Source organism: Alistipes intestinihominis, assembly GCF_040095975.1.
Classification (GTDB): Bacteria; Bacteroidota; Bacteroidia; order Bacteroidales; family Rikenellaceae; genus Alistipes; species Alistipes senegalensis.
On the sequence record NZ_JBBMFL010000012.1, the window covers coordinates 1 to 20,393 of the forward strand.

General features: G+C 62.2%; 19 protein-coding genes. 7 read left to right on the forward strand and 12 right to left on the reverse strand.

Going from position 1 to position 20,393, the window contains the following annotated elements:
- Positions 1 to 177, forward strand: a 177-nt coding sequence (locus WMO46_RS10395) for a beta-galactosidase small subunit-related protein (protein WP_349094351.1), incomplete at its 5' end; no start/stop codon positions are given.
- A gap of 59 nt (positions 178 to 236) precedes the next feature.
- Here the strand turns inward: WMO46_RS10395 and WMO46_RS10400 are convergent.
- Together WMO46_RS10400 and kbl are read right to left on the reverse strand one after the other, a co-directional pair.
- Entirely contained in the window at positions 237 to 707 is a 471-nt protein-coding gene (locus WMO46_RS10400; RefSeq protein WP_044118783.1) for an Lrp/AsnC family transcriptional regulator, read from the reverse strand.
- A gap of 8 nt (positions 708 to 715) precedes the next feature.
- Positions 716 to 1,903: a glycine C-acetyltransferase gene (kbl, locus tag WMO46_RS10405; RefSeq protein WP_019151842.1), complete on the reverse strand. Its 1,188-nt coding sequence runs from the start codon at positions 1,901 to 1,903 to the stop codon at positions 716 to 718.
- A 311-nt stretch (positions 1,904 to 2,214) separates the two neighbouring features.
- On the opposite strand from kbl, the gene galE reads away from it, so the two are divergent.
- From galE to pth, 3 genes are all read left to right on the forward strand, one after another.
- The gene (gene galE, locus WMO46_RS10410) at positions 2,215 to 3,246 is read left to right on the forward strand and encodes a UDP-glucose 4-epimerase GalE (protein WP_349094303.1); all 1,032 of its coding nucleotides are present in this window, start codon (positions 2,215 to 2,217) and stop codon (positions 3,244 to 3,246) included.
- Positions 3,247 to 3,444: 198 nt separating this feature from the next.
- On the forward strand, positions 3,445 to 4,017 hold the full coding sequence (locus WMO46_RS10415) for a 50S ribosomal protein L25/general stress protein Ctc (RefSeq protein ID WP_276762296.1): 573 nt from the start codon (positions 3,445 to 3,447) through the stop codon (positions 4,015 to 4,017).
- Positions 4,018 to 4,025: 8 nt separating this feature from the next.
- Positions 4,026 to 4,589 carry an aminoacyl-tRNA hydrolase gene (pth, locus tag WMO46_RS10420; protein WP_278819280.1) on the forward strand — a complete coding sequence of 188 codons (564 nt, stop codon included), beginning with the start codon at positions 4,026 to 4,028 and terminating at the stop codon, positions 4,587 to 4,589.
- Positions 4,590 to 5,169: 580 nt separating this feature from the next.
- Here pth and WMO46_RS10425 read toward each other — a convergent pair.
- The 8 genes from WMO46_RS10425 to rsmH form a co-directional block, all read right to left on the reverse strand.
- Positions 5,170 to 5,565: an RNA-binding S4 domain-containing protein gene (locus WMO46_RS10425; protein ID WP_349094304.1), complete on the reverse strand. Its 396-nt coding sequence runs from the start codon at positions 5,563 to 5,565 to the stop codon at positions 5,170 to 5,172.
- A 2-nt stretch (positions 5,566 to 5,567) separates the two neighbouring features.
- Positions 5,568 to 6,938: an FtsW/RodA/SpoVE family cell cycle protein gene (locus WMO46_RS10430; RefSeq protein WP_349094305.1), complete on the reverse strand. Its 1,371-nt coding sequence runs from the start codon at positions 6,936 to 6,938 to the stop codon at positions 5,568 to 5,570.
- Between the two features lie 4 nt (positions 6,939 to 6,942).
- A complete protein-coding gene (gene murD / locus WMO46_RS10435) occupies positions 6,943 to 8,292 on the reverse strand; it encodes a UDP-N-acetylmuramoyl-L-alanine--D-glutamate ligase (protein WP_349094306.1) in 1,350 nt (449 codons plus the stop codon).
- Position 8,293: 1 nt separating this feature from the next.
- Positions 8,294 to 9,538, reverse strand: coding sequence for a phospho-N-acetylmuramoyl-pentapeptide-transferase (gene mraY / locus WMO46_RS10440; RefSeq protein WP_019151865.1), 1,245 nt, complete (start codon positions 9,536 to 9,538; stop codon positions 8,294 to 8,296).
- 112 nt (positions 9,539 to 9,650) lie between these two features.
- Positions 9,651 to 11,105 carry a UDP-N-acetylmuramoyl-L-alanyl-D-glutamate--2,6-diaminopimelate ligase gene (locus WMO46_RS10445; RefSeq protein ID WP_349094307.1) on the reverse strand — a complete coding sequence of 485 codons (1,455 nt, stop codon included), beginning with the start codon at positions 11,103 to 11,105 and terminating at the stop codon, positions 9,651 to 9,653.
- A gap of 1 nt (position 11,106) precedes the next feature.
- Positions 11,107 to 13,365 carry a penicillin-binding protein gene (locus WMO46_RS10450; protein ID WP_349094308.1) on the reverse strand — a complete coding sequence of 753 codons (2,259 nt, stop codon included), beginning with the start codon at positions 13,363 to 13,365 and terminating at the stop codon, positions 11,107 to 11,109.
- 6 nt (positions 13,366 to 13,371) lie between these two features.
- On the reverse strand, positions 13,372 to 13,887 hold the full coding sequence (locus WMO46_RS10455; RefSeq protein WP_026076753.1) for an FtsL-like putative cell division protein: 516 nt from the start codon (positions 13,885 to 13,887) through the stop codon (positions 13,372 to 13,374).
- Positions 13,888 to 13,891: 4 nt separating this feature from the next.
- Entirely contained in the window at positions 13,892 to 14,794 is a 903-nt protein-coding gene (rsmH, locus tag WMO46_RS10460) for a 16S rRNA (cytosine(1402)-N(4))-methyltransferase RsmH (RefSeq protein WP_278819294.1), read from the reverse strand.
- Between the two features lie 93 nt (positions 14,795 to 14,887).
- Between rsmH and WMO46_RS10465 the strand changes: the two genes are divergently transcribed.
- From WMO46_RS10465 to WMO46_RS10475, 3 genes are all read left to right on the forward strand, one after another.
- The gene (locus WMO46_RS10465; protein ID WP_019151869.1) at positions 14,888 to 15,715 is read left to right on the forward strand and encodes an acyltransferase; all 828 of its coding nucleotides are present in this window, start codon (positions 14,888 to 14,890) and stop codon (positions 15,713 to 15,715) included.
- Positions 15,716 to 15,743: 28 nt separating this feature from the next.
- The gene (locus tag WMO46_RS10470) at positions 15,744 to 16,751 is read left to right on the forward strand and encodes a GNAT family N-acetyltransferase (RefSeq protein ID WP_019151870.1); all 1,008 of its coding nucleotides are present in this window, start codon (positions 15,744 to 15,746) and stop codon (positions 16,749 to 16,751) included.
- 151 nt (positions 16,752 to 16,902) lie between these two features.
- Entirely contained in the window at positions 16,903 to 18,417 is a 1,515-nt protein-coding gene (locus tag WMO46_RS10475) for a BACON domain-containing protein (RefSeq protein WP_349094309.1), read from the forward strand.
- 180 nt (positions 18,418 to 18,597) lie between these two features.
- Here the strand turns inward: WMO46_RS10475 and WMO46_RS10480 are convergent, their stop codons facing one another.
- Both WMO46_RS10480 and WMO46_RS10485 read right to left on the reverse strand, forming a co-directional pair.
- Positions 18,598 to 18,807 (reverse strand): hypothetical protein, encoded by a 210-nt coding sequence (locus tag WMO46_RS10480; RefSeq protein ID WP_227900989.1) that lies wholly within the window; start codon positions 18,805 to 18,807, stop codon positions 18,598 to 18,600.
- Positions 18,808 to 19,034: 227 nt separating this feature from the next.
- Positions 19,035 to 20,390: a sigma-54-dependent transcriptional regulator gene (locus WMO46_RS10485; protein WP_129651112.1), complete on the reverse strand. Its 1,356-nt coding sequence runs from the start codon at positions 20,388 to 20,390 to the stop codon at positions 19,035 to 19,037.
- Positions 20,391 to 20,393 lie beyond the last annotated feature (3 nt).

Consider the following 20,393-nt stretch of genomic DNA (forward strand, 5'->3'; position numbering starts at 1 on the left):
ACCAAGCAGCAGGGACATTCGCAGGAGATCGAACCCGACGACGCCGTATGGCTCTGCATCGACAAGGCGCAGTACGGATTGGGGTGCATCGACTCGTGGGGACAGCTCCCGCTCCGGGAATACCGCATACCCTACGGAAATTACGAATTCCTCTTCCGGATCACGCCGGTCCGGTAAAAACAGCAAGCGGCCGACATCTCTGTCGGCCGCTGCTGTATCCGGGGAGAAGCGGAAATCTACTCCTCGATAAAGTCGATGTTCACCTCGCGCTGGAAAACCTCCTGCAACGAGATGTTCGTTTCGGTGGTGGCGATGCCCTGAATGCGCAGGATGCCGTCGAAGATCGTGCGCATGAGGTGTTCGTTGTCCACGCAGTAGAGTTTCACCAGAATATTGCCGTTGCCCGTGATGAAATGGCACTCCACGATCTCGGGGACCTTGCGCAGCTCCTCGACGGTCTTCTTCAGCAGCTGCGGGTCTTTGAGCGTGATGCTGATGTGGGCGCAGACATCGAAGCCCATCATCTTGGGATCGACGATCAGGCGGCTGCCGAGAATCACGCCGGCCTCGTCCAGCTTGCGGATGCGCTGGTGGATGGCCGCACCCGAAATGCCGCATTCGCGGGCGATCTCCAGGAAAGGCATGCGGGCGTTCTTGATGAGGTATTTGAGGATCTTGCGGTCTATCGCGTCCAATGAGGTTTTCATAGTCGTGCTTATTTAATGACGTTCAACGCTTTGCCCACCTTGACGAAGGCGGCGATGCAACGGTCCAGCTGCTCGGTGGTGTGGCCTGCGGAGACCTGCACGCGGATGCGGGCCTGCCCCTTCGGCACCACGGGATAGTAGAAACCCGTGACGAAGACCCCTTCGTCCTGCAACTTCGCGGCGAACTCCTGCGACAGTTTGGCGTCGTAGAGCATCACGGCGCAGATGGCCGACTGGGTGGGTTTGATGTCGAAGCCCGCGGCCATCATGCCCTTGCGGAAATGTTCGACATTGGCGACCAGCCGGTCGTGCAGTTCGTCGCTCTCGCCGAGCATTTTGAACAGCTCGATCCCGGCTCCGACCACAGCGGGAGGCAGCGAGTTGGAGAAGAGATAGGGGCGCGAACGCTGGCGGAGCAGGTCGATGATCTCCTTGCGGCCGGTCGTGAAGCCTCCCACGGCGCCGCCGAATGCCTTGCCCAGCGTACCGGTCAGGATGTCCACCTGCCCGCGCAGGTCGTAGAGTTCGGTGATGCCGCGGCCCGTCTTTCCCAGAACGCCCGCCGAGTGGCACTCATCGACCATCACCAGCGCGTCGTATTTCTCGGCCAGCGCACAGATCTTGTCCAGCGGCGCGGCATTGCCGTCCATCGAGAATACCCCGTCGGTGCAGATGATGCGGAAACGCTGGGCCTGCGCCTTCTGGAGACACTCCTCCAGTTCGGCCATGTCAGCGTTGGCGTAGCGGTAGCGCACGGCCTTGCACAGACGCACGCCGTCGATGATCGAGGCGTGGTTGAGCGCATCGGAGATGATAGCGTCCTGCTCCGTCAGGAGCGGTTCGAAGACACCGCCGTTGGCGTCGAAACAAGCGGCGTAGAGGATCGTATCCTCGGTGCCGAAATAGTCGGCGATGGCCTTTTCGAGCTCCTTGTGGATGTCCTGGCAGCCGCAGATGAAGCGCACGGACGACATGCCGAAGCCACGGTCGTCCATAGCGCGTTTGGCAGCGTCGATCAGCCGCCGGTTGTCCGACAGGCCGAGGTAGTTGTTGGCGCAAAAGTTCAGCACCTTCCGACCTGCAACCTCGATCTCGGCCCGCTGGGGCGAGCAGATGATCCGTTCCCGTTTGTAAAGCCCTGCGGCCTCGATTTCGGCGAGCTCACGTTGCAGGTGCTCTTTGATTTTTCCGTACATATTCCGTTATGTTTTGATAAAATTACGCGCGTTGGAGTGTCGAATTGTTACAAATATAGATAAAAATTTCAGAAACCGACACTTTCCCGGCGCTTTTTTCGCACACCGGGTTACGAATTGTTAGCCGAAGCGTCCCGAAAGCCTCCGGGCCCGATTTCCGGGCCCGTTTTTTTTGCCGCCGCCGGAAAAAATCATATCTTTGCTGAAATAAATTTCAGCTTAGACAGGCGGCGCCTCGGCATAGTCCGGGTAAACCCGGCTCTGCACTCGGCTTGCACTGTCTTTGTGACTCAAATAACAACCAGCAACCTATGAAAAAATCGTGTGTATTGGTCAGCGGCGGCGCGGGGTACATCGGCTCGCACACCACCGTGGAACTCATCAATGCCGGCTATGATGTCGTGATCGTCGATAACCTCTCGAACAGCGACATGAACGCCGTCGAGGGCGTGCGCAAGATCACGGGCGCCGACATCCCCTTCGTCGAGGTGGACTGCTGCGACCGCGCGGCTTTCCGCAAGGTCTTCGAGCAGTACGAATTCGATTCGGTGATCCACTTCGCGGCGTCGAAAGCCGTGGGCGAATCGGTCGCCAAGCCGCTCGAATACTACGGCAACAACCTCACGTCGTTCATGAACGTCATCGGCCTGATGCGGGAATTCGGACGCCGGAACATCGTCTTCTCGTCGTCGTGCACCGTCTACGGCGAGCCCGAGAAGCAGCCCGTGACCGAACAGACGCCCCGCAAGCCGGCCACCTCGCCCTACGGCAACACCAAGCAGATGTGCGAAGACATCCTGCGCGACTCGATCGCCGCCTATCCCGGGATGAAGGGCATCGCCCTGCGCTATTTCAACCCCATCGGGGCTCACCCCTCGGCACTGATCGGCGAACTGCCGCGCGGCGTGCCGCAGAACCTCGTGCCGTTCATCACGCAGACCGCCGCCGGACTGCGCGAATGCCTCTCGGTCTTCGGCGACGACTATCCGACGCCCGACGGTTCGTGCATCCGCGACTACATCGACGTCGTGGACTTGGCCAAAGCCCACGTGGCAGCCATCGGCCGCATGATCGACGGCAAGGAGAAACAGCCCTACGAGATCTTCAACATCGGCACCGGCAACGGCGTTTCGGTACTGGAGCTGGTGCACAAATTCGAGGAGGTCAACGGCGTGAAGGTTCCCCACAAGATCGCTCCGCGGCGTGCGGGCGACATCGTCGCCATCTGGGCCGACCCCACGCTTGCGAACACCGAGTTGGGTTGGAAGGCCGGCCGGACGCTCGATGAGACGCTCCGCGCCGCCTGGGCCTGGGAGAAACACGTGAGAGGGATGCAGAATTAAGAATTAAAAATTGAGTTTTGCGGTCTCTCGATCGGCCCGTAAACCGAATCGGCAATTCTTAATTTTTCATTTTTCATTTTTAATTCCTGATTATTTACACTATCTTTGCGCTCCGAAAGCAGGCGGAAATGGGATGCGGTCCGCAGAGGCCGCATTGAGAACCGCTGAAGGAAACACATTAAAAAACAAACGATTACCATGAAAACTATTTCGGTAAAGGCTGTGAAACGCAGCGATTTCGGCAAGAAAGCAGCCAAGGCTGTACGCCGCGAAGGCATGGTGCCCTGCGTACTGTGCGGCAATGGCGAGACGGAGACCTTCTCGGTCGATCCCCGCGAGATCAAACCCCTGATCTACACCCCCAACTCCTATATCGTGGAGTTCGACATCGAGGGCAAGAAAGAGCTGGCCGTACTGCGCGAGGCCCAGTTCCACCCCGTCCGTGAGGAGATTCTCCACCTGGATTTCTTCCGCATCGCCGACGGCAAACCCGTGTCGATCGCCATTCCGGTGCGCCTGACGGGCAACGCCGAGGGTGTGAAGGTCGGCGGTAAACTGACCCTGTCGGCCCGCAAGCTGGTCGTCAGCGCCCTGGTCGAGAACCTGCCCGACGAGATCGTCGTAGACGTGACCACGCTGGGTGTCGGCAAGACCATCTTCGTCGGCGACCTCTCCATCGAGAACCTGAAATTCGTGACTCCGGCATCGACCGCCGTGTGCGCCGTCCGCGTGACCCGCGCATCGCGTGGCGCCGCTGCCGCCGAGAAATAATCCGGAGCATGAAATACCTCATTGTTGGGCTCGGGAACATCGGCGCCGAGTACGCCGGAACCCGCCACAACATCGGTTTCAAAGTGTTGGACGCCCTCGCAGAGGCGTCCAACGCTGTTTTTACGACGGCCCGCTACGGCGACATCGCCGAAGTCCGGCACAAGGGCCGGACACTGGTGTTGCTGAAACCCTCGACCTACATGAATCTTTCGGGCAAGGCCGTCCGCTACTGGATGGAGGCCGAGAAGATTCCGTTGGAAAACCTGCTGATCATCTCGGACGACATCGCGCTGCCGTTCGGCACGCTGCGCCTGCGTCCGAAGGGAAGCGCCGGCGGCCACAACGGACTGAAGAACATCACCGAACTGCTCGGCACGGAGGAGTACGCCCGGATGCGCTTCGGCGTGGGCGGCGATTTCCCCCGGGGCCATCAGGTCGAATACGTGCTGGGGGAGTGGTCCGACGAGGAGCGGACGGCCCTGCCCGAGCGGCTCAAAGTCTTCGTCGATGCCATCCGGTCGTTCGCAACCGTCGGGACGCAGCTGACGATGAACTATTTCAACAAGAAATAGAAAAAGCGGCTTTCGGGCCGCTTTTTTGCCATATAACGCCCCTCGGGCGGTGCTGTTTTCTGGTGATTGCAGGGCCCGCCAAAAGCCTCAGATTTAAGGATTCAGCGCCGTCCTTTTTCTATTTTCCCCGGTTCAGTCCTGCCGCGGAAACTACGCAATCAAATATTTTTTTGCATTGCCCGACTTTTTCGTTATCTTTACTGCGTAAAGCCTCCCCGACTTTATTGTGTTCTTAACATACCACGTTGTATCGGAATCTGAAATTTTGGCGAATTTTATGGACAAATGATACAGCACCCCCGGAAGGGTGTGTGCTGTTTTCTGTTTGTTCAGGGCCCGCCAAAAGCCTCAGATTCCAGGATTCGGCGCCGCCCTTTCGTTTTGCGCGGACCTGCCGGATTCCGCTGAAAAAAAGAGCCCGGCAGGTTGCCTCCTTTTTTCCTTTTTTTGAATTCTTCAGGAAAAAAGAGAGGGGTTGCGCTCCTGCCGGGTCTCTCTTTTCCCGGCTAAGAGCCGGGTTCTATGGGCGATGCAAGCTGCCAGAGCTTCGAAACCAGTCCTGCGTCCCCGGCTCAGGCAATTACTCCTCGTCGTCGTAGTAAATCTCCTCCATCAGCCCGTCCAGCTCGCGGCGCTCCTTCTTGGTCGGGCGTCCCGTGCCGCGGTCGCGGAAAACGAAGATCGTTTCGCGGGGCACGTTGAGTTTGTCCAGCTCCTCCTGCGGCGTGATGTTGAGGCAGTATTCCGGCACGTTCTTGGCCGGCTGGCGGCTCGACACCCGTTCGAGCACCTTGTAGGAGTAGGTCACGGCCTGCTTGCGCACGGCGATCACGTCGCCGATCTTCACCTCGCGCGAGGGCTTGGCATAGGAGCCGTTGACCGTCACCTTGTTCGTGCGGACGGCGTCGGCGGCATCGCTGCGGGTCTTGAAAATCCGCACCGCCCAAAGGTATTTGTCCAATCGAATCTCTTCCATAGCTACTTTTCGTACAATGTCTCGTTTTTCGGCCGGTCGTGCGACTGCTCGTCGTTCTGACGGCTGACGCTCAGAATCATCCCGAAGGCGATCATCGTGAAGAGCATCGACGATCCGCCGCGCGAGATCAGCGGCAGGGTCTGCCCCGTCTCGGGAATCAGGTTCACCGTGACCATGATGTGCAGCAACGCCTGACACGTTATCAGCAACGCCAGCCCCAGCACCAGCAGCCCCGGGAAAGCCGTTCCGCAGCGGCGGAAGATCTCGATCCCCCGGAAGAAGACCCACAGGTAGAGCATCAGCAGCACGACAGCCAGAATGATGCCGTACTCCTCGACGAAGAAGGCATAGACGTAGTCGCTCTCGGGGTGGATCATCTCCACGCGCATGGCGCTCTGTCCGGCACCCTCGCCCAGAATGCCGCCGTTGTAGATGGCGATCATCGAGCGTTCGGTGTCGGAGAGGTGTTCGATGGGCTTCTCGGTCTGCGATTCGGTCCAGAGGTGAATCCATGTCGAAACGCGCCCTTCGGCGGTCTCGCTGCGCCCGAGGTTGAGCGTCATGACGACGACGATGGCGGCGGCGCCCCATCCCACGAGTTTCATCAGCTCGCCGAAGCGCACGCGGCCGATCAGCATCATCACCCACGACGCCAGGCACACCAGCACCGCCGACGAAGTGTGCGCCGGGAAGATCACCAGCGCCGAAACGGCCACCGGCATCAGGATCGGCCACGTGCCCTCACGCCAGATTTTCCGCTGCTCGGGCGACGAACGCCAGGTCCAGAACCTCCACGTCGGGACGATGCGTATCTTGTCGATCTTCGACTGCCGCCCGGCCAGCTGCTGGGCCAGGAACAGCACCGTGGCGACCTTCAGCGCCTCGGAGGGCTGGAACTGGAAGGGTCCCAGCGGAATCCAGCGGGCCGCGCCGTTGGTCGTGGCGCCGATGAAGTAGACGGCGACGGTGAGCGCCACCGAGAGGAAATAGGCGGGTCGGGCGAGGTAGTTATAGATGCGGCAGTCGATCCGCTGCACGACGAGCATGACGAGGACGCTGACGACCAGCAGAATCAGCTGCTGGCGCAGGAAATGCGCCGTCGTGCGGGCCGTATGGGCGTCGTAGGCCATTTTGGCCGTCGAGGAGTAGACCACCAGCACCGAGATCACCGCCAGCGCGGCGAGGATGATCCACAGCACCCGGTCGCCCGTGAAGAAGCGGAACCGGGGCCCTTCGTCCCCCTCCCGGGCACCGGCCGTTCCCTCCGCGGCACACGCCTCGTCCGCGAGCGCACTCCGGCGGAGGCGCCGGGGCGCGGCGTCGCGGGCCAGTTCGGCCGCCGCACGTTCGTCGTTCATCTCGTCCCGGTACATCGTCCTAAGCCTTTTCCGTCACCCAGTTTTTGAACAGCTCGCCGCGGTTCTCGTAGTTTTTGAACAGGTCGAAGCTCGCGCAGGCGGGCGACAGCAGCACCGCGTCGCCGGGGCGCACCGCGGCCTTCGCAGCCGTCATGGCGGCTTCGAGCGAATCGGTCGAAACCACCTCGGGAACCACCCCGGTGAACTCCTTCACCAGCTTGGCGTTGTCCAGCCCCATGCAGACCAGCGTGCGGACCTTGGCCCGGGCGAAGGCTTTCAGGGGTTCGTAGTCGTTGCCCTTGTCCGTGCCGCCGGCGATCCACACCACGGGGCGCGTCATGCTCTCCAGCGCATAGTAGACCGAATCGACGTTGGTGGCCTTCGAGTCGTTGATCCACAGCACGCCGCCCTTCTCGGCCACGGGTTCCAACCGGTGCTCGACGGGCGCGAAATCGTAGAGCGACCTGCGGATCTTCGCCGGGGCGACGCCCGCCGCGAGGGTCGCCAAAGCCGCCGCCATAGCGTTGTAGGCGTTGTGCAGCCCCTTGATCCGCAGCTTCGCGGTGTCGATCTCCACCGACGCCTTGCCGGCCGTCGCCGTGAACTTCCCGTCGCACAGGAAGGCGTCGCCCGCGCCGCTCGCCACGGCCGCATGGGCCATGAACGGCAGCTGGCGCATCCGGAGGTCGTATTTCGGCAGCTGATCGCGGATCACCGCGTCGTCGCCCGAGTAGACGAACCAGTCGCGCGAGGTCATGTTCTGCGTGATGCGCATCTTCGAGTCGGCATAGTTCTGAAAACAATGGTCGTAGCGGTCCAGATGGTCGGGCGTGATGTTCATCAGCACGCCGATATGCGCCCGGAACTTATACATGCCGTCCAGCTGGAACGAACTCAGCTCCAGCACATACCAGTCGTAATCGCCCGTGGCGACCGAATAGGCGAAGCTCTCGCCGATGTTGCCGCCGAGGGCGACGTTCATCCCGGCGTCGCGCATGATCTTGTAGATGAGCGACGTGGTGGTGGTCTTGCCGTTCGAACCCGTGATGCAGATGCACCGGGCCTTGCCCGTGTAGCGGCCCGCGAACTCCATCTCGGAGATCACCGGGATGCCCGCCGCGCGGATTTTGCACACGATGGGCGCCGTGTCGGGAATCCCGGGGGACTTCACGACCTCCGAGGCCGCGAGGATGCGCTCCTCGGTGTGGCCGCCCTCCTCGTAGGGGACGCCCCATTCGTCCAACTTGGCCTTGTAGCGGTCGGCGATGCGCCCCGCATCGGAGAGGAAGACCCCGAACCCCTTCTTTTTGGCGAGGATCGCGGAACCGTAGCCGCTGATCCCTCCGCCCAGAACGACGATCTGTTTCATATTACCTTATCTTCAACGTTACCAACGTAATGGCCGCCAGCAGCAGCGAAATGATCCAGAAGCGGAGGACGATCTTGGTTTCGAAGATACCCTTCTTCTGATAGTGGTGGTGGATCGGCGACATCAGCAGGATGCGCCGCCCCTCGCCGTAGCGGCGTTTGGTGTACTTAAAGTAGCCGACCTGCATCATCACCGAGAAGCTCTCGACGAGGAAGACCCCGCACAGCAGCGGCAGCAACAGTTCCTTGCGGATGCAGAGGGCGAAGACGGCGATGACGCCGCCGATGGCCAGCGACCCGGTGTCGCCCATGAATATCTGCGCCGGGAAGGAGTTGTACCACAGGAATCCCACCAGCGCACCCACCAGCGCCGCAGCGAAGACCACCAGCTCGCCGCTGTCGGGGATGTACATGATGTTGAGGTAGTCGGCGTAGACGATGTGTCCCGAAAGGTAGGCCAGCACGCCCAGCACCGCGACGATCGGGACCGAAACGCCCGTCGCCAGTCCGTCGAGTCCGTCGGTGAGGTTGGCGCCGTTCGACACGGCCGTCACCACGAAGATCGCCACCAGCACGTAGAGCAGCCACGTCGCCGTGGAATTTCCTCCCGTCAGCCAGCCGTAGTCGAACTCGTTGTTCTTGACGAAGGGAATGGTCGTCTGCGTGGTCTTGAGGCTCTCGGAACTGAGCACCACGTTGCGCTGGACGCTCCCGACCACCGTGCCGTCGGCATCCGTGTAGACCGTCTGCTCGGGCTGGGTGACCTTCTCGCGGACGACGATGTCGGGCGACAGGCACATCGTCGTGCCGACGATGATGCCGAGGCCCACCTGCCCCACGATCTTGAAGCGGCCCTTCAGCCCCTCTTTCCGGTGGCGGAAGACCTTGATGTAGTCGTCAAGACCGCCGATCAGCCCCAGCCAGACGGTCGAGACCAGCATCAGCCGGACGTAGACGTTGCCCAGGTTGCCGACGAGCAGCATCGGGACCAGGATGGCAATGAGGATGATGACGCCGCCCATCGTGGGGGTGCCCTTCTTTTGCAGCTGGCCCTGCAACCCGAGGTCGCGGATCTCCTCGCCGATCTGCTTGCGGCGCAGGAAGTCGATGATCCGGCGTCCGAAGATGATGACGATCAGCAGCGACAGGATGACGGCCGCCGCGGCGCGGAATGAGAGGTACTGGAACATGCCCGAACCGGGCAGGTTATAGGCTTCGTCCAGATACTTGAAAAGGTGATAAAGCATTATCTCAATTAAAAATTAAGAATTAAAAATTAAAAAAATTACGACAGCGGGAGGGGGGGGGTTACGTTGAAAATCCAAATTGAAAAAATTTTTCATTCTTCATTTCTAATTTTTAATTGAGAAGTTCGAACGATTTTCGAACTTCTTCGCGGTCGTCGAAATGGTGTTTCACGTCGCCGACGATCTGATAGGTCTCGTGCCCCTTGCCCGCTATGAGGAGGATGTCGCCCGGACGCGAGAGCATCACGGCCGTGCGGATCGCCTCGGCCCGGTCGGCGATGCGCAGGTAGCGCACCCCGGGATCGAGCCCCGCAACCATGTCGTCGAGAATCGCCTCGGGCGACTCGTGGCGCGGATTGTCCGACGTGAAGATCGCCGTCGAGGCGTATTTCACGGCGATCTGCGCCATCTCGGGCCGCTTGGTCCGGTCGCGGTCGCCGCCGCAGCCGCACACCACGATCAGCTGCTGGCCGGGCGTGCGGATCTCCCCGATGGTCTGGATCACGTTCTCCAGCGCATCGGGCGTGTGGGCGTAGTCCACGATGGCCGTCGTGCCGTTCGCCGCACGGACCTTCTCGAAGCGGCCGCTCACGGCGTGCAGCACGCTCAGGACGCGCAGCACCTCGCTCCGGTCGAGCCCCAGCAGGACCGCCGCGCCGTAGACCGCCAGCAGGTTGTAGGCGTTGAACCGCCCCAGCAGCCCCACCCACAGCTCCTGCCCGTCGATGCGCAGCAGCATGCCGTCGAGGTGCATCTCGACGATCTTGCAGCGGAAATCGGCCATCGCACGCAGCGAGTAGGTGCTCACCGCGGCCGCCGTGTTCTGCACCATCACGCGGCCGTTGCGGTCGTCGGCATTCGTCAGCGCGAAAGCCCCTTTGGGCAGTCCGTCGAAGAAGAGTTTCTTGGCCCGGATGTATTCGGCGAAGGTCTTGTGATAGTCGAGGTGGTCGTGGGTGATGTTGGAGAAGATGCCGCCGGCGAAGTCGAGCCCCCGCGTGCGCTCCTGCACGATGGCGTGCGACGAACACTCCATGAAGCAGAATTCGCACCCGGCGTCGGCCATCTCGCGCATCATGGCGTTCAGACGGATCGGGTCGGGGGTCGTGTGGGTCGCCTCGATCTCGCGGCCGTCGATCTTGTAGACCACCGTCGAGACCAGCCCGGCCTTATAGCCCAGGGCCCGCACGAGGTCGTACAGCAGCGTCACGGTCGTGGTCTTGCCGTTGGTCCCGGTGATGCCCACCAGTTTCAGTTCGCGGCTCGGATAGCCGTAAAACGCCGCCGCCATGTCGGCCATCGCCCCCGCCGAGTCTTCGACCACGACATACGCGACGCCTTCGGCCGCCGTCTCGGGCATCCGCTCGCAGACCACCGCCGCGGCGCCCCTCGCAACAGCCGACGGAATGTAGTCGTGGCCGTCGCTCTGCGTCCCCGGCACGGCGAAGAAGCAGTCGCCCGGCTTCACCGCCCGCGAATCGTAGGTCAGTCCGGCGATCGCCGCCGAGCCGTCGCCGTACAGCGTCCCGACCGTCGTATTTTCCAGCAGTTCAGAAAGTTTCTTCATTTCATTTCAATGTTATACTCACCGCCGTCCCCGGCACGATGCGGGTTCCGGCGGAGATGCTTTGCTGTGTCACGGCCCCCTGCCCCGTGAAGCGGACCTTCAGGCCGCGGCTTTCGAGGATGAAGAGGGCGTCCTTGAGCCCCATCCCGCGCACGTCGGGCATCACGCTCCGGTCTTCGGGCAGACTGGAGATCGAAACGTTCGCAAGGCTGTCCACCGTGGCGCGTCCCCACCCCGTGCGGCTGTCGAACGAGGTGCGGCGCGAGAGTTTGTCGGCCACGCGGCGGATCTGGGCGATGTCGCCGCCCTTCATCCGCTCGGGATAGCGGCGCGGCCCGTCGTCGTCGATCCGGGCATACCAGTCGCGGCCCCGGTTGTAAATGTAATCGACCATGCGCTTCACGACGGGACCCGCCAGCGGACCTCCGTAGTAGGCTTTTCCGGGCTGCGCACGGGTCTCGATGGTCGTGAGCACCGTATAGCGGGGTTCGTCGGCCGGGAAATAGGCCACCATCGAACCCAGATAGGGCCGTCCTCCCTCCGAGGGCGCCGTGATCTGCGCCGTGCCGGTCTTGGCCGCCACGCGGACACGGGCGGTATCGCGGAAAAACGCGCTGGCCGTGCCCTCCGTGCAGACCGCCTGCAAGCAGGCGCGCACCTCGCGCAGAGCCGACCGCGAGGCGATGGACGAAGCGATGGTCCGGCTCTCGAACTCCTCCTCGACCCGTTCGCCGCGGCGCAGTTCGCGCACCAGCACCGGGGAGATCATCTTTCCGTCGTTGGCGATGGCGTTGTAGAACGTGATGACCTGAATCGGAGCCATCCGCACGCGGTAGCCGTAGGCCATCTTGACCAGCATCACCCCCGGGTCGGGGACCTTCCAGTCGGTCGTGATCGAGGGTTTCCGTTCGCCGAGGCGTTCCAGCCCGACGGTTTCGCCCAGATGCAGTTCCTTATGGAGAAAATCGCTGTACTCCTGCTTCTTGCCCGTGATCCCGTAACGGTCCCAGATCGCCTTGGCGAAATAGACGTTCGACGACGAAGCCACGGCGCGCCGGAAGTCGATCTCGCGGTCGCCGCGGTGCGAATCGCGGATGTTCTTGGCCGGGCCCACCGTCACCGGGTCGCCGTTATGAGTGTCGTAGACCGTCGAGGGCGGCATTTCGGCGTCGTCCAGCAGCGTGAGCATCGTCGCCAGCTTGAAGGTCGAACCCGGTTCCATACTGCGCCCCAGGGCGTAATTCTCGCGTTCGGCGAAGGTCCCGTCGGCATTGCGGCCGAGGTTCACCATCGCCAGAATCTCGCCCGTGCGGACCTCCATCACGATCGTCGTGCCCCACAGGGCGTTCTGCTGCTCCAGCTGCCGCCGCAGGGCCTTGTCGGCCACATCCTGCAAATCGAGGTCGAGCGTCGTCACCACGTCGAAGCCGTCCACCGGGTCCACATGGTCGCCGCCCGCCACCCGGCCGTAAAAGCCGCGCGCGATGCGCTGCCGCACGGCTTTGCCGTCGCGCCCGGCCAGCTCCTCGCGGTAAGCCTCCTCGATGCCGTAATTGCCCTTGTCGCCCGTCAGTCCGATGGTGCGGCGGGCCAGTTCGCCCTGCGGGTAGATGCGTTCGTCGCGCTCGATGAGCCGGTAGACCATGCCCATATTCCAGTTCAACAGCGGATAGCGCCGGAGGGTTTCCCACTCGGCGTAATCCACCTCGCGGGGGAAGATCATCACGGGCGTATGGTCGCGGATCGTGTCGTAGATGCGTCGCGTGACATACTCCTCGCCCCGCATGCGGTCCATCATCCGCGAAAACCACCCCTCGGAGCGCAGGTAGGAGGTGTCGCGGGGATTCACCAGCCGGTAGCGGCGGGCGTGTTCGTCGCGGAACCTCTTCGAGTAGGCCGAGGCGGGTTTGTCCCGGAAAAAGGCGGCCAGCAGCTTGGCCAGCGAGTCGGCCTGCTCCCGGAATGTCTTGAGCGAATCGAGCCCCGGCGAGGCGAAGTCGAACGCGACCTGATAGCGGAAGATCGACGTGGCCAGCGGTTCGCCGTCGCGCGAAAGGATACTGCCCCGCTGGGCCGGAATCACCTCCTCGGTGAAGATGCGGCCGGCGAGACGGTCGGCGTTGTAGGCCACCTCCGCGCTGAACAGCTGCACCCAGACGAGCCGCGCGAGCACAATGCCCCCGGCGAGGATGAACAGCACGTAGAGAAGCCTCACCCGCAGCAGAATATCGCTTTTGACCTTCGACCGTTCCTGTTTCATAGCCGCTCAGTCGTCAATGATCTCGCCCGGAACAAGCGGGTCGTAAAGTTCGATGCCCCGCGCCTCCAGCTGGCGCACGATGGCCGAATGGGTCGTGCGCTGGTAACGCTGCTCCTGCATGCGGATCGAGCGTTCGCGGAGCTTCTGCACGTCGCGTTCGAGGCGCGTGTAGCGCATGTCGAGGTGCAGCGACCAGAACATCACCACGATGCTCAGGAAGAACATCCCCGCGATGGTCAGCATGTAGGGATAGTATTTCGAAACGCCCTCGCGCACGAGGATCGAACCCGAAAACAACTGCCAGAAAGTGCTCGCCCTGCGGCGGCTCTCCCGCCGCTCGCGCTCCTCGGCTTCGGCACGCTCTTCGGCCTCGCGCTCCTCGTCGGCACGGATGTCCTCCTCCGCCTCGCCGCGCTCCATGCGCAACACCTCGCGGCGCACGCGGCGCGCGAACTCCTCGTCCTGCTCGCGGCGGGCCTGCTCCTCGGGGGTCACGGGATCGAATTCGTGGTCGCGGTACATCGTATCAGCGTTTTACGGCCGCCCGGAGTTTCGCCGAGCGGGAACGAGGGTTGCGGCCGAGCTCCTCGGCCGAAGGGGTCACGGCCTTGCGCGTGACCGGCTCGAACGGCACCTGCGGACGGCCGAAAAAATCCTTTTCGACCGTGCCCGAGAAGTTGCCGCTGCGCATGAAATTCTTCACCAGCCGGTCTTCGAGCGAATGGTAGGAGATCACCACCAGCCGCCCGCCGGGTTTCAGCACCTTGAGGCTCTGCTCCAGCGCCATTTTCAGCGCCTCCATCTCGCCGTTGACCTCGATGCGGAGCGCCTGAAAGAGCTTGGTCAGGAATTTGGATTCGTCCTTCCGGGGGGTGCAGGGCTTCACCGCCGCGACCAGCTGCGCCGTGGTGGTCACGGGCTCCGCGGCCCGGGCCTTCGCCAGACAGTTGGCGACCTTCCACGGGGTTTCGATCTCGCCCCAGTCGCCCAGAATGCGGGTCAGCTCCTCCGCGGTATAGTTGTTCACGACATCCGCCGCCGTCAGTCGTCCCCGCTGGTTCATGCGCATGTCGAGCGGCGCCTCGCCACGGAACGAAAAGCCCCGTTCGAGGGCGTCGAAATGGTGCGACGAGACCCCCAGGTCGGCCAGAATGCCGTCCACCTCCATGACGCCGCGCAGCCTCAACGCGCCCCGCAGGAAGCGGAAATTGCTCTCCACATAGTGGAACCGCGCGTCGTCGGGGCAGTTGGCCAGCGTATCGCGGTCCTGATCGAAGCCGTAAAGACGCCCTTCGGGACCCAGTCCGGCGAGGATGCGGCGCGAATGGCCGCCTCCGCCGAAAGTGAGGTCGGCGTAGGTGCCCGCGGGATCAATACCGAGCAGAGCCACAGACTCTTCCAGCAGCACGGGAGTATGATATTGCGACATAACGGTTGTTTGCAAAGGTCTATTTGGGTGTAAAGTTAGGGATTTTTCAAAAAAGAATACCTATATTTGTGGATATAATTTTGTGAACACTCCATGCCAAAAATCGACATCGGCGCCATACTCAGGAAGAAGGCTCCACGACTGGCCCGCTGGATTCCGCGCCCGGCCATAAGCTGGCTGCGCCGCACCATTCACGAAAAGGAGATAAACCACATCCTCGAACACTACTGGAACCTGCCGCCGCAGGAGTTCATCCGCGCCTGTTTCCGCGAATGGCAGGTCACCTATTCGATCGAGGGGCTCGAAAAACTCGATCCCAGAGGACGCTACATATTCGCCTCGAACCACCCGTTCGGAGGCATGGACGGCATGATGCTGGCCGACAAGCTGATCGACCGCTTCGGCGACGCGAGGGTGGTGGTCAACGACCTGCTGATGCACCTCGAACCGCTGCGGCCGCTGTGGATTCCGGTGAACAAACACGGTTCGCAGAGCACGGCCTACGCTCGCAAGTTCGACGAGGAGTTCTTCGGCGAGCGGCCGATCCTGACCTTCCCCGCGGGCCTCTGCTCGCGCTGCATCGACGGCGAGGTGACCGACCCCGTGTGGAAGATCAGCTTCCTGAAAAAAGCCTACGCCTCGCAGCGGCAGATCGTCCCGGTCTTCGTCGAAGGCGAGCTGTCGAAATTCTTCTACCGCGTCTACCGGATACGCAAGGCGCTGGGAATCAAATTCAACATCGAGATGCTGTGGCTTCCCGACGAGATGTTCTCGCAGAAGGGCAAGCACTTCCGCATCGTCGTCGGCGACCCGATCCCCGTGGCCGACCTGCAACGCTACGGATCGTTGCACGAACAGACGGAAGAAGTACGCAAAAAAGCGTATTTTTTGAAAAACAGACTCGATCCCCCGGCAAAGTAGCGGTAAAATTGATATTTTTGCCCCGTCTATGGAACAGAAAGAGATGGCACCCATTATAGAACCCCTCGACCGGGAGTCGCTGCTCGCGGAGCTGACACCCGCCCGCAAAATGCGCGACACGAACAAGGCCGGGAACGAGATCTACATCTTCTCGGCCGCCGAATGTCCCGCGCTGATGCGCGAGGTGGGGCGTCTGCGCGAAATCGCCTTCCGCGGCGCAGGCGGCGGCACGGGTCAGGAGGTGGACATCGACGCGGAGGACCTCGCCCGCGACGGCTACTACCAGCTGATCGTCTGGGACCCCGCGGCGCAGGAGATCGTCGGCGGCTACCGCTTCATCGTCTGCACCACGCCCAATCCCCGCCATCTCTCGACCGAGCACTATTTCCGTTTCAGCGAGCGCTTCCGCCGCAAATTCCTCCCCCGGACCATCGAACTGGGGCGTTCGTTCGTGCAGCCCGCCTACCAGGCCCGCGGCAATGCCAAGAGCATCTACGCGCTGGACAACCTCTGGGACGGGCTCGGGGCACTGATCGTGCTGAACCCCAAAGCCAAATACCTCTTCGGGAAGGTCACGATGTACACCAACTACAAGTCGGTGGCGCGCAACGCGCTGATCTGGTTCCTGCGCCGCTATTTCCCCGACCGCGACAAACTGGTGGAGGGCATCCGCCCGATCGAGCTCGACCTCGACGACCCCTACTACGAGGAGCTGTTCTGCGGCGCGACCTACATGGAGAACTACCGCATCCTGATCCAGAAGATCCGCGAATTCAACGAGAATATCCCGCCGCTGATCAACGCCTACATGAATCTCTCGCCCACGATGCGGGTCTTCGACACGGTGTCGAACCCCGATTTCGGCGATGTGGAGGAGACGGGCATCCTGGTCACGATCCGGGACATCTATCCCGAAAAACGCCTGCGCTACACCCGCTGGCTGGGGTGGAGGGCCAACCTCAAACACCGCCGCGAGGAGTTCAGCGAACACCTGCGCGAACACCTCGAACGGATGAAGAAAAAGCGGAACGCCTAAGCGCTCCGCTTTTTTTCGGCACAGGCTCTCCTGATAGTCATTTCTTCCACAAAAATGGTCCGATCGGCCCGAATTTTGCACCCGCAATGCAATAATCGCCGGATGGACACATTTAGCGGAAAACACTGAAAACCCAAAAACATCTCTTGGTATGAAACGACTATTTCGCCTTTTCGCGGCGTTCGCCCTCCTGACGGGAGCGTGGGCCTGTTCCGACGACCAGACTTCGGAGGTCCGCATCAACGACGGCGCCGAATTCCTTTCGCTCGACTACCTGGCCCGCAGCGGAAAAATCACCGTAAACGCCCCGGCCCCGTGGACCGTCATCCTCTCGGCAGGGAGCTACGGCGGGGACGAGCAGCCCGACTGGGTGACCCTCTCGGCGGAAGAGGGACCGGAAGGTTATTCGGAGATCGACGTGAGTTTCGAGGCCAACCCCGGCGCCGCGCGCCGCGCCTTCCTGCTCTTCGTCTGCAACGGGGAAATCACCTCCTTCACCCTCTCGCAGAGCGCCCGGGACACGGGATTCGACGCCCCGGACTACTATTTCTACGCCGCATACGGCACGATGCCGGCCCTCTATGCGGGTCTGCACCTGCTCTCGCACGACAAACCGAGCTATTTCTTCTACGAGCGTCCCCAGACCTACGATCCGAAGCTGTTCCCGGACTACGCCACGGTTTTCACCGCCGCAAATCCCGATGCCGGAGCCACCACCGAGGAGATTTACGCAATAAACGAGCAGATGAAACGCCGCATTCTGGAGATCAACGCCGAGGGCCCCACGGCCGTATTCGGGCTCTACGTCACCGACCTGGCCTGCCGCGCGGGCTACGACTGGTTCGTCGGGCAGGGCATCGACTCGGCGCGCGTGAAGGTGACGATGCTCTCCGACGGCACGGGCACCTACAACAACTTCCACACCTTCTTCGGCGATCCGGCCACGGCCGAGCAGAACTGGAACGACTACGCCGCCCGGGTCGAGGCCCTCGACTGGAACCACGGCGGCCGTTATCCCGAAACCCGCGCCCCGCAGGACCTCGTCTCCGACGAATGGATCGCCTATCTCTCGACGCGCCCCAATTACCGGCTGATGCTCCAAAACGCCTCCCTGATGGAGTCGTCGGGGCCCTTTATGACGCAGAAACTCGCCGAGATGAAGATGGAGAGCGTCCAGCCCTACGAACTGCTGACGGCCCTCCCGGAAGAGGCCAAGAAGGAGTTCTACCGCATGGCCAATTTCGACTACGACCGGTTCAAGGCCCTGTTCGACGCCTCGCCGAAAGGAAACCTCATCATCCTCGGCACGAGCCACACCACCGACGAGAGCCGCCGACAGCAGGCCGCCTACGTACAGCGCATCATGGAGCAGTACGGCGCCGAATACGACGTATTCTTCAAACCCCATCCGGCCAACGGTTCGTCGTCCGACTACGAAGAGCGGTTCCCGGGGCTGACGCTCCTGCCGGGACAGATGCCGTTCGAGATCTTCGTCTGGTCGCTGCTCGACGAGGTGAACCTCATCGGCGGCTATCCCTCGACGACGTTCCTCTCCGTGCCGCTCGACAAAGTGGGATTCCTCTTCGCGGCCGACGCCGCGAGCCTCCCCCGGCCGCTGAACCTCCTCTTCAGCGACGCCCCGAACGTGGAGTGGATGCAGCCGTGACGCACGGTCGCGGACGAACGAACGGCGCCTTCCGACAGTCGGAGGGCGCCGTTCGTCGGATATGGAGTGCGGCACAACAGAACGGAGCACGACAAGCACCCCGCCGCCCATAAAAATACCCCGCCCGAAGGCAGGGTACCAGGCAAACAATCGTTTAACTAAATGATTCCGGACGAACGGTTATCGAACGAACACGCCGCAGGTCGGAGCTTCGGTCTTCTCCGTTTTCTCGGGCTCGCTCTTTTCCGTCGGTTCCGACTTCTCGTCGGGCTTCTGCTCGGGTGCGGGGTTCTCCTGCTTCGGAGCTTCGGGCTGTTCGGGCTGCTGGGCGAACGCCATGCCGCCGGCCATCAGCATCATCGCGGCCATCATTACAACTGTCTTTTTCATAGCTTTAAGAATTAGTGGTTAAACTTCATTTTCTCAGTTCTGCGGTTCGTTTCCTCACCGTTTCTGCTTTCCGGAAGTTCAAGCCGTATGCCATACGGACAGATGAGATGCAACGCATTGTCTTTCAACGGACGATGCGGCGCGCCGAAAATTCGGCGGATGTGGAAAAAGTGTGGAGCCGGGGCCGGGAGTGTGGAATTATTCCACATCCGGAGTGTGGAACGGCGCTATTCGATGCCGTAGAGATGCAGTTTGTTGTAGAGCGTCTTGCGGTCGATGCCGAGCAGTTTGGCCGCCTGCGACTTGTTGCCGCCCGCCGCCGCGAGCGCCCGGCGGATCTGCTCCTCCTCCGAGGCCCGGTCGCGCAGGGGATGGGGCGCCGCCGCGGATTCCGCCGCCGACACGCCCGTGATCTCGCCGGGAAGGTCCCGGCAGGTGATGTACTCGCCCGCGGCGAGCAGCGTCGCCGAAAGCACCGTATTCCGCAGCTGGCGCAGATTGCCCGGCCAGTCGTAGGCAGCGAGGGCCGCCGCGGCCGCCGGGTCGAATCCCACGATCCGTTTGTCCAGTTCGCGGTTGGCCTGGTCGAGGAAGAAATCGGCGTAGAGCGGTATGTCCTCGCGCATCTGCCGCAGGCAGGGCATGCGCAGCGTGAAGGAGTTGATGCGGTGGTAGAGGTCGGCGCGGAACGTCCCGCGCGCAATGGCCGCTTCGAGGTCCTCGTTGGTCGCGGCCACGAGACGAATATCGACGGGAATCTCCCGGTTGCTGCCCACGGGGCGGATGCGCCGCTCCTGCAAGGCGCGCAGCAGCTGCACCTGCGTTTCATAGGTGAGGTTGCCCACCTCGTCGAGAAAGAGCGTGCCGCCGTCGGCCGCCTCGAAAGCGCCGGTCTTGTCGGCGAGGGCTCCGGTGAACGACCCCTTGACGTGCCCGAAGAACTCCGATGCCGCCAGCTCGCGGGGAACGGCCCCGCAATCGACCGCCACGAAGGGTTTTCCGGCCCGTTTGCTCTCCCGGTGGATCAGCTGCGCCACGTGCTCCTTGCCCGTGCCGCTCTCGCCGTTCACCAGCACCGACATATTGGTCGGGGCCACCAGCCGGATGTGTTCGTACAGCTGCCGCGCGGCGTCGCTGCGCCCCTCGATGTAGTTGAGCGCCGCGGCCGAAACCCCTTTCGCCGCACGCGGAGCCGGTTTGGCCGCCGGGGCCTGCGCCTCCGGAGCGTCCAGCGCCTCGCGTATCTTTTTCAGCAGTTCGTCGGGATTCACCGGCTTGGCCACGTAGTCGCGGGCGCCGAGTTTCATGCACCGCACGGCGTTTTGAATCTCGGCGTAACTCGTCATCACGATCACCGGCACCGTCACGCCCGCCCCGGCCATCCATTGCAGCAGGGCGATTCCGTCCTCGTCGGGCAGACGCATGTCGCTCAGCACCAGCGAGAATCCGCCGGCGCCGAGGGCCGTGCGGGCCGCCGCCGCGGAGGATGCGGTCTCGACTCCGAAACCGCGTTTCGAAAGCCATGTGCGCAGCATCAGGGCAAAGGTGATGTCGTCGTCTACGATCAGAATACGCTCTTCCATAAC

What these genes read in the sequence shown, in the direction of transcription:
- pth (WP_278819280.1), top strand. Translation starts at nt 4,026, where the DNA reads ATGAAATACCTCATTGTTGGGCTCGGGAACATCGGCGCCGAGTACGCC.
- WMO46_RS10480 (WP_227900989.1), bottom strand. Translation starts at nt 18,807, where the DNA reads ATGAAAAAGACAGTTGTAATGATGGCCGCGATGATGCTGATGGCCGGC.
- mraY (WP_019151865.1), bottom strand. Translation starts at nt 9,538, where the DNA reads ATGCTTTATCACCTTTTCAAGTATCTGGACGAAGCCTATAACCTGCCC.
- WMO46_RS10465 (WP_019151869.1), top strand. Translation starts at nt 14,888, where the DNA reads ATGCCAAAAATCGACATCGGCGCCATACTCAGGAAGAAGGCTCCACGA.
- WMO46_RS10450 (WP_349094308.1), bottom strand. Translation starts at nt 13,365, where the DNA reads ATGAAACAGGAACGGTCGAAGGTCAAAAGCGATATTCTGCTGCGGGTG.
- WMO46_RS10445 (WP_349094307.1), bottom strand. Translation starts at nt 11,105, where the DNA reads ATGAAGAAACTTTCTGAACTGCTGGAAAATACGACGGTCGGGACGCTG.
- WMO46_RS10485 (WP_129651112.1), bottom strand. Translation starts at nt 20,390, where the DNA reads ATGGAAGAGCGTATTCTGATCGTAGACGACGACATCACCTTTGCCCTG.
- WMO46_RS10415 (WP_276762296.1), top strand. Translation starts at nt 3,445, where the DNA reads ATGAAAACTATTTCGGTAAAGGCTGTGAAACGCAGCGATTTCGGCAAG.
- rsmH (WP_278819294.1), bottom strand. Translation starts at nt 14,794, where the DNA reads ATGTCGCAATATCATACTCCCGTGCTGCTGGAAGAGTCTGTGGCTCTG.
- WMO46_RS10425 (WP_349094304.1), bottom strand. Translation starts at nt 5,565, where the DNA reads ATGGAAGAGATTCGATTGGACAAATACCTTTGGGCGGTGCGGATTTTC.
- murD (WP_349094306.1), bottom strand. Translation starts at nt 8,292, where the DNA reads ATGAAACAGATCGTCGTTCTGGGCGGAGGGATCAGCGGCTACGGTTCC.
- galE (WP_349094303.1), top strand. Translation starts at nt 2,215, where the DNA reads ATGAAAAAATCGTGTGTATTGGTCAGCGGCGGCGCGGGGTACATCGGC.
- WMO46_RS10455 (WP_026076753.1), bottom strand. Translation starts at nt 13,887, where the DNA reads ATGTACCGCGACCACGAATTCGATCCCGTGACCCCCGAGGAGCAGGCC.
- WMO46_RS10430 (WP_349094305.1), bottom strand. Translation starts at nt 6,938, where the DNA reads ATGTACCGGGACGAGATGAACGACGAACGTGCGGCGGCCGAACTGGCC.
- WMO46_RS10400 (WP_044118783.1), bottom strand. Translation starts at nt 707, where the DNA reads ATGAAAACCTCATTGGACGCGATAGACCGCAAGATCCTCAAATACCTC.
- WMO46_RS10475 (WP_349094309.1), top strand. Translation starts at nt 16,903, where the DNA reads ATGAAACGACTATTTCGCCTTTTCGCGGCGTTCGCCCTCCTGACGGGA.
- WMO46_RS10470 (WP_019151870.1), top strand. Translation starts at nt 15,744, where the DNA reads ATGGAACAGAAAGAGATGGCACCCATTATAGAACCCCTCGACCGGGAG.
- kbl (WP_019151842.1), bottom strand. Translation starts at nt 1,903, where the DNA reads ATGTACGGAAAAATCAAAGAGCACCTGCAACGTGAGCTCGCCGAAATC.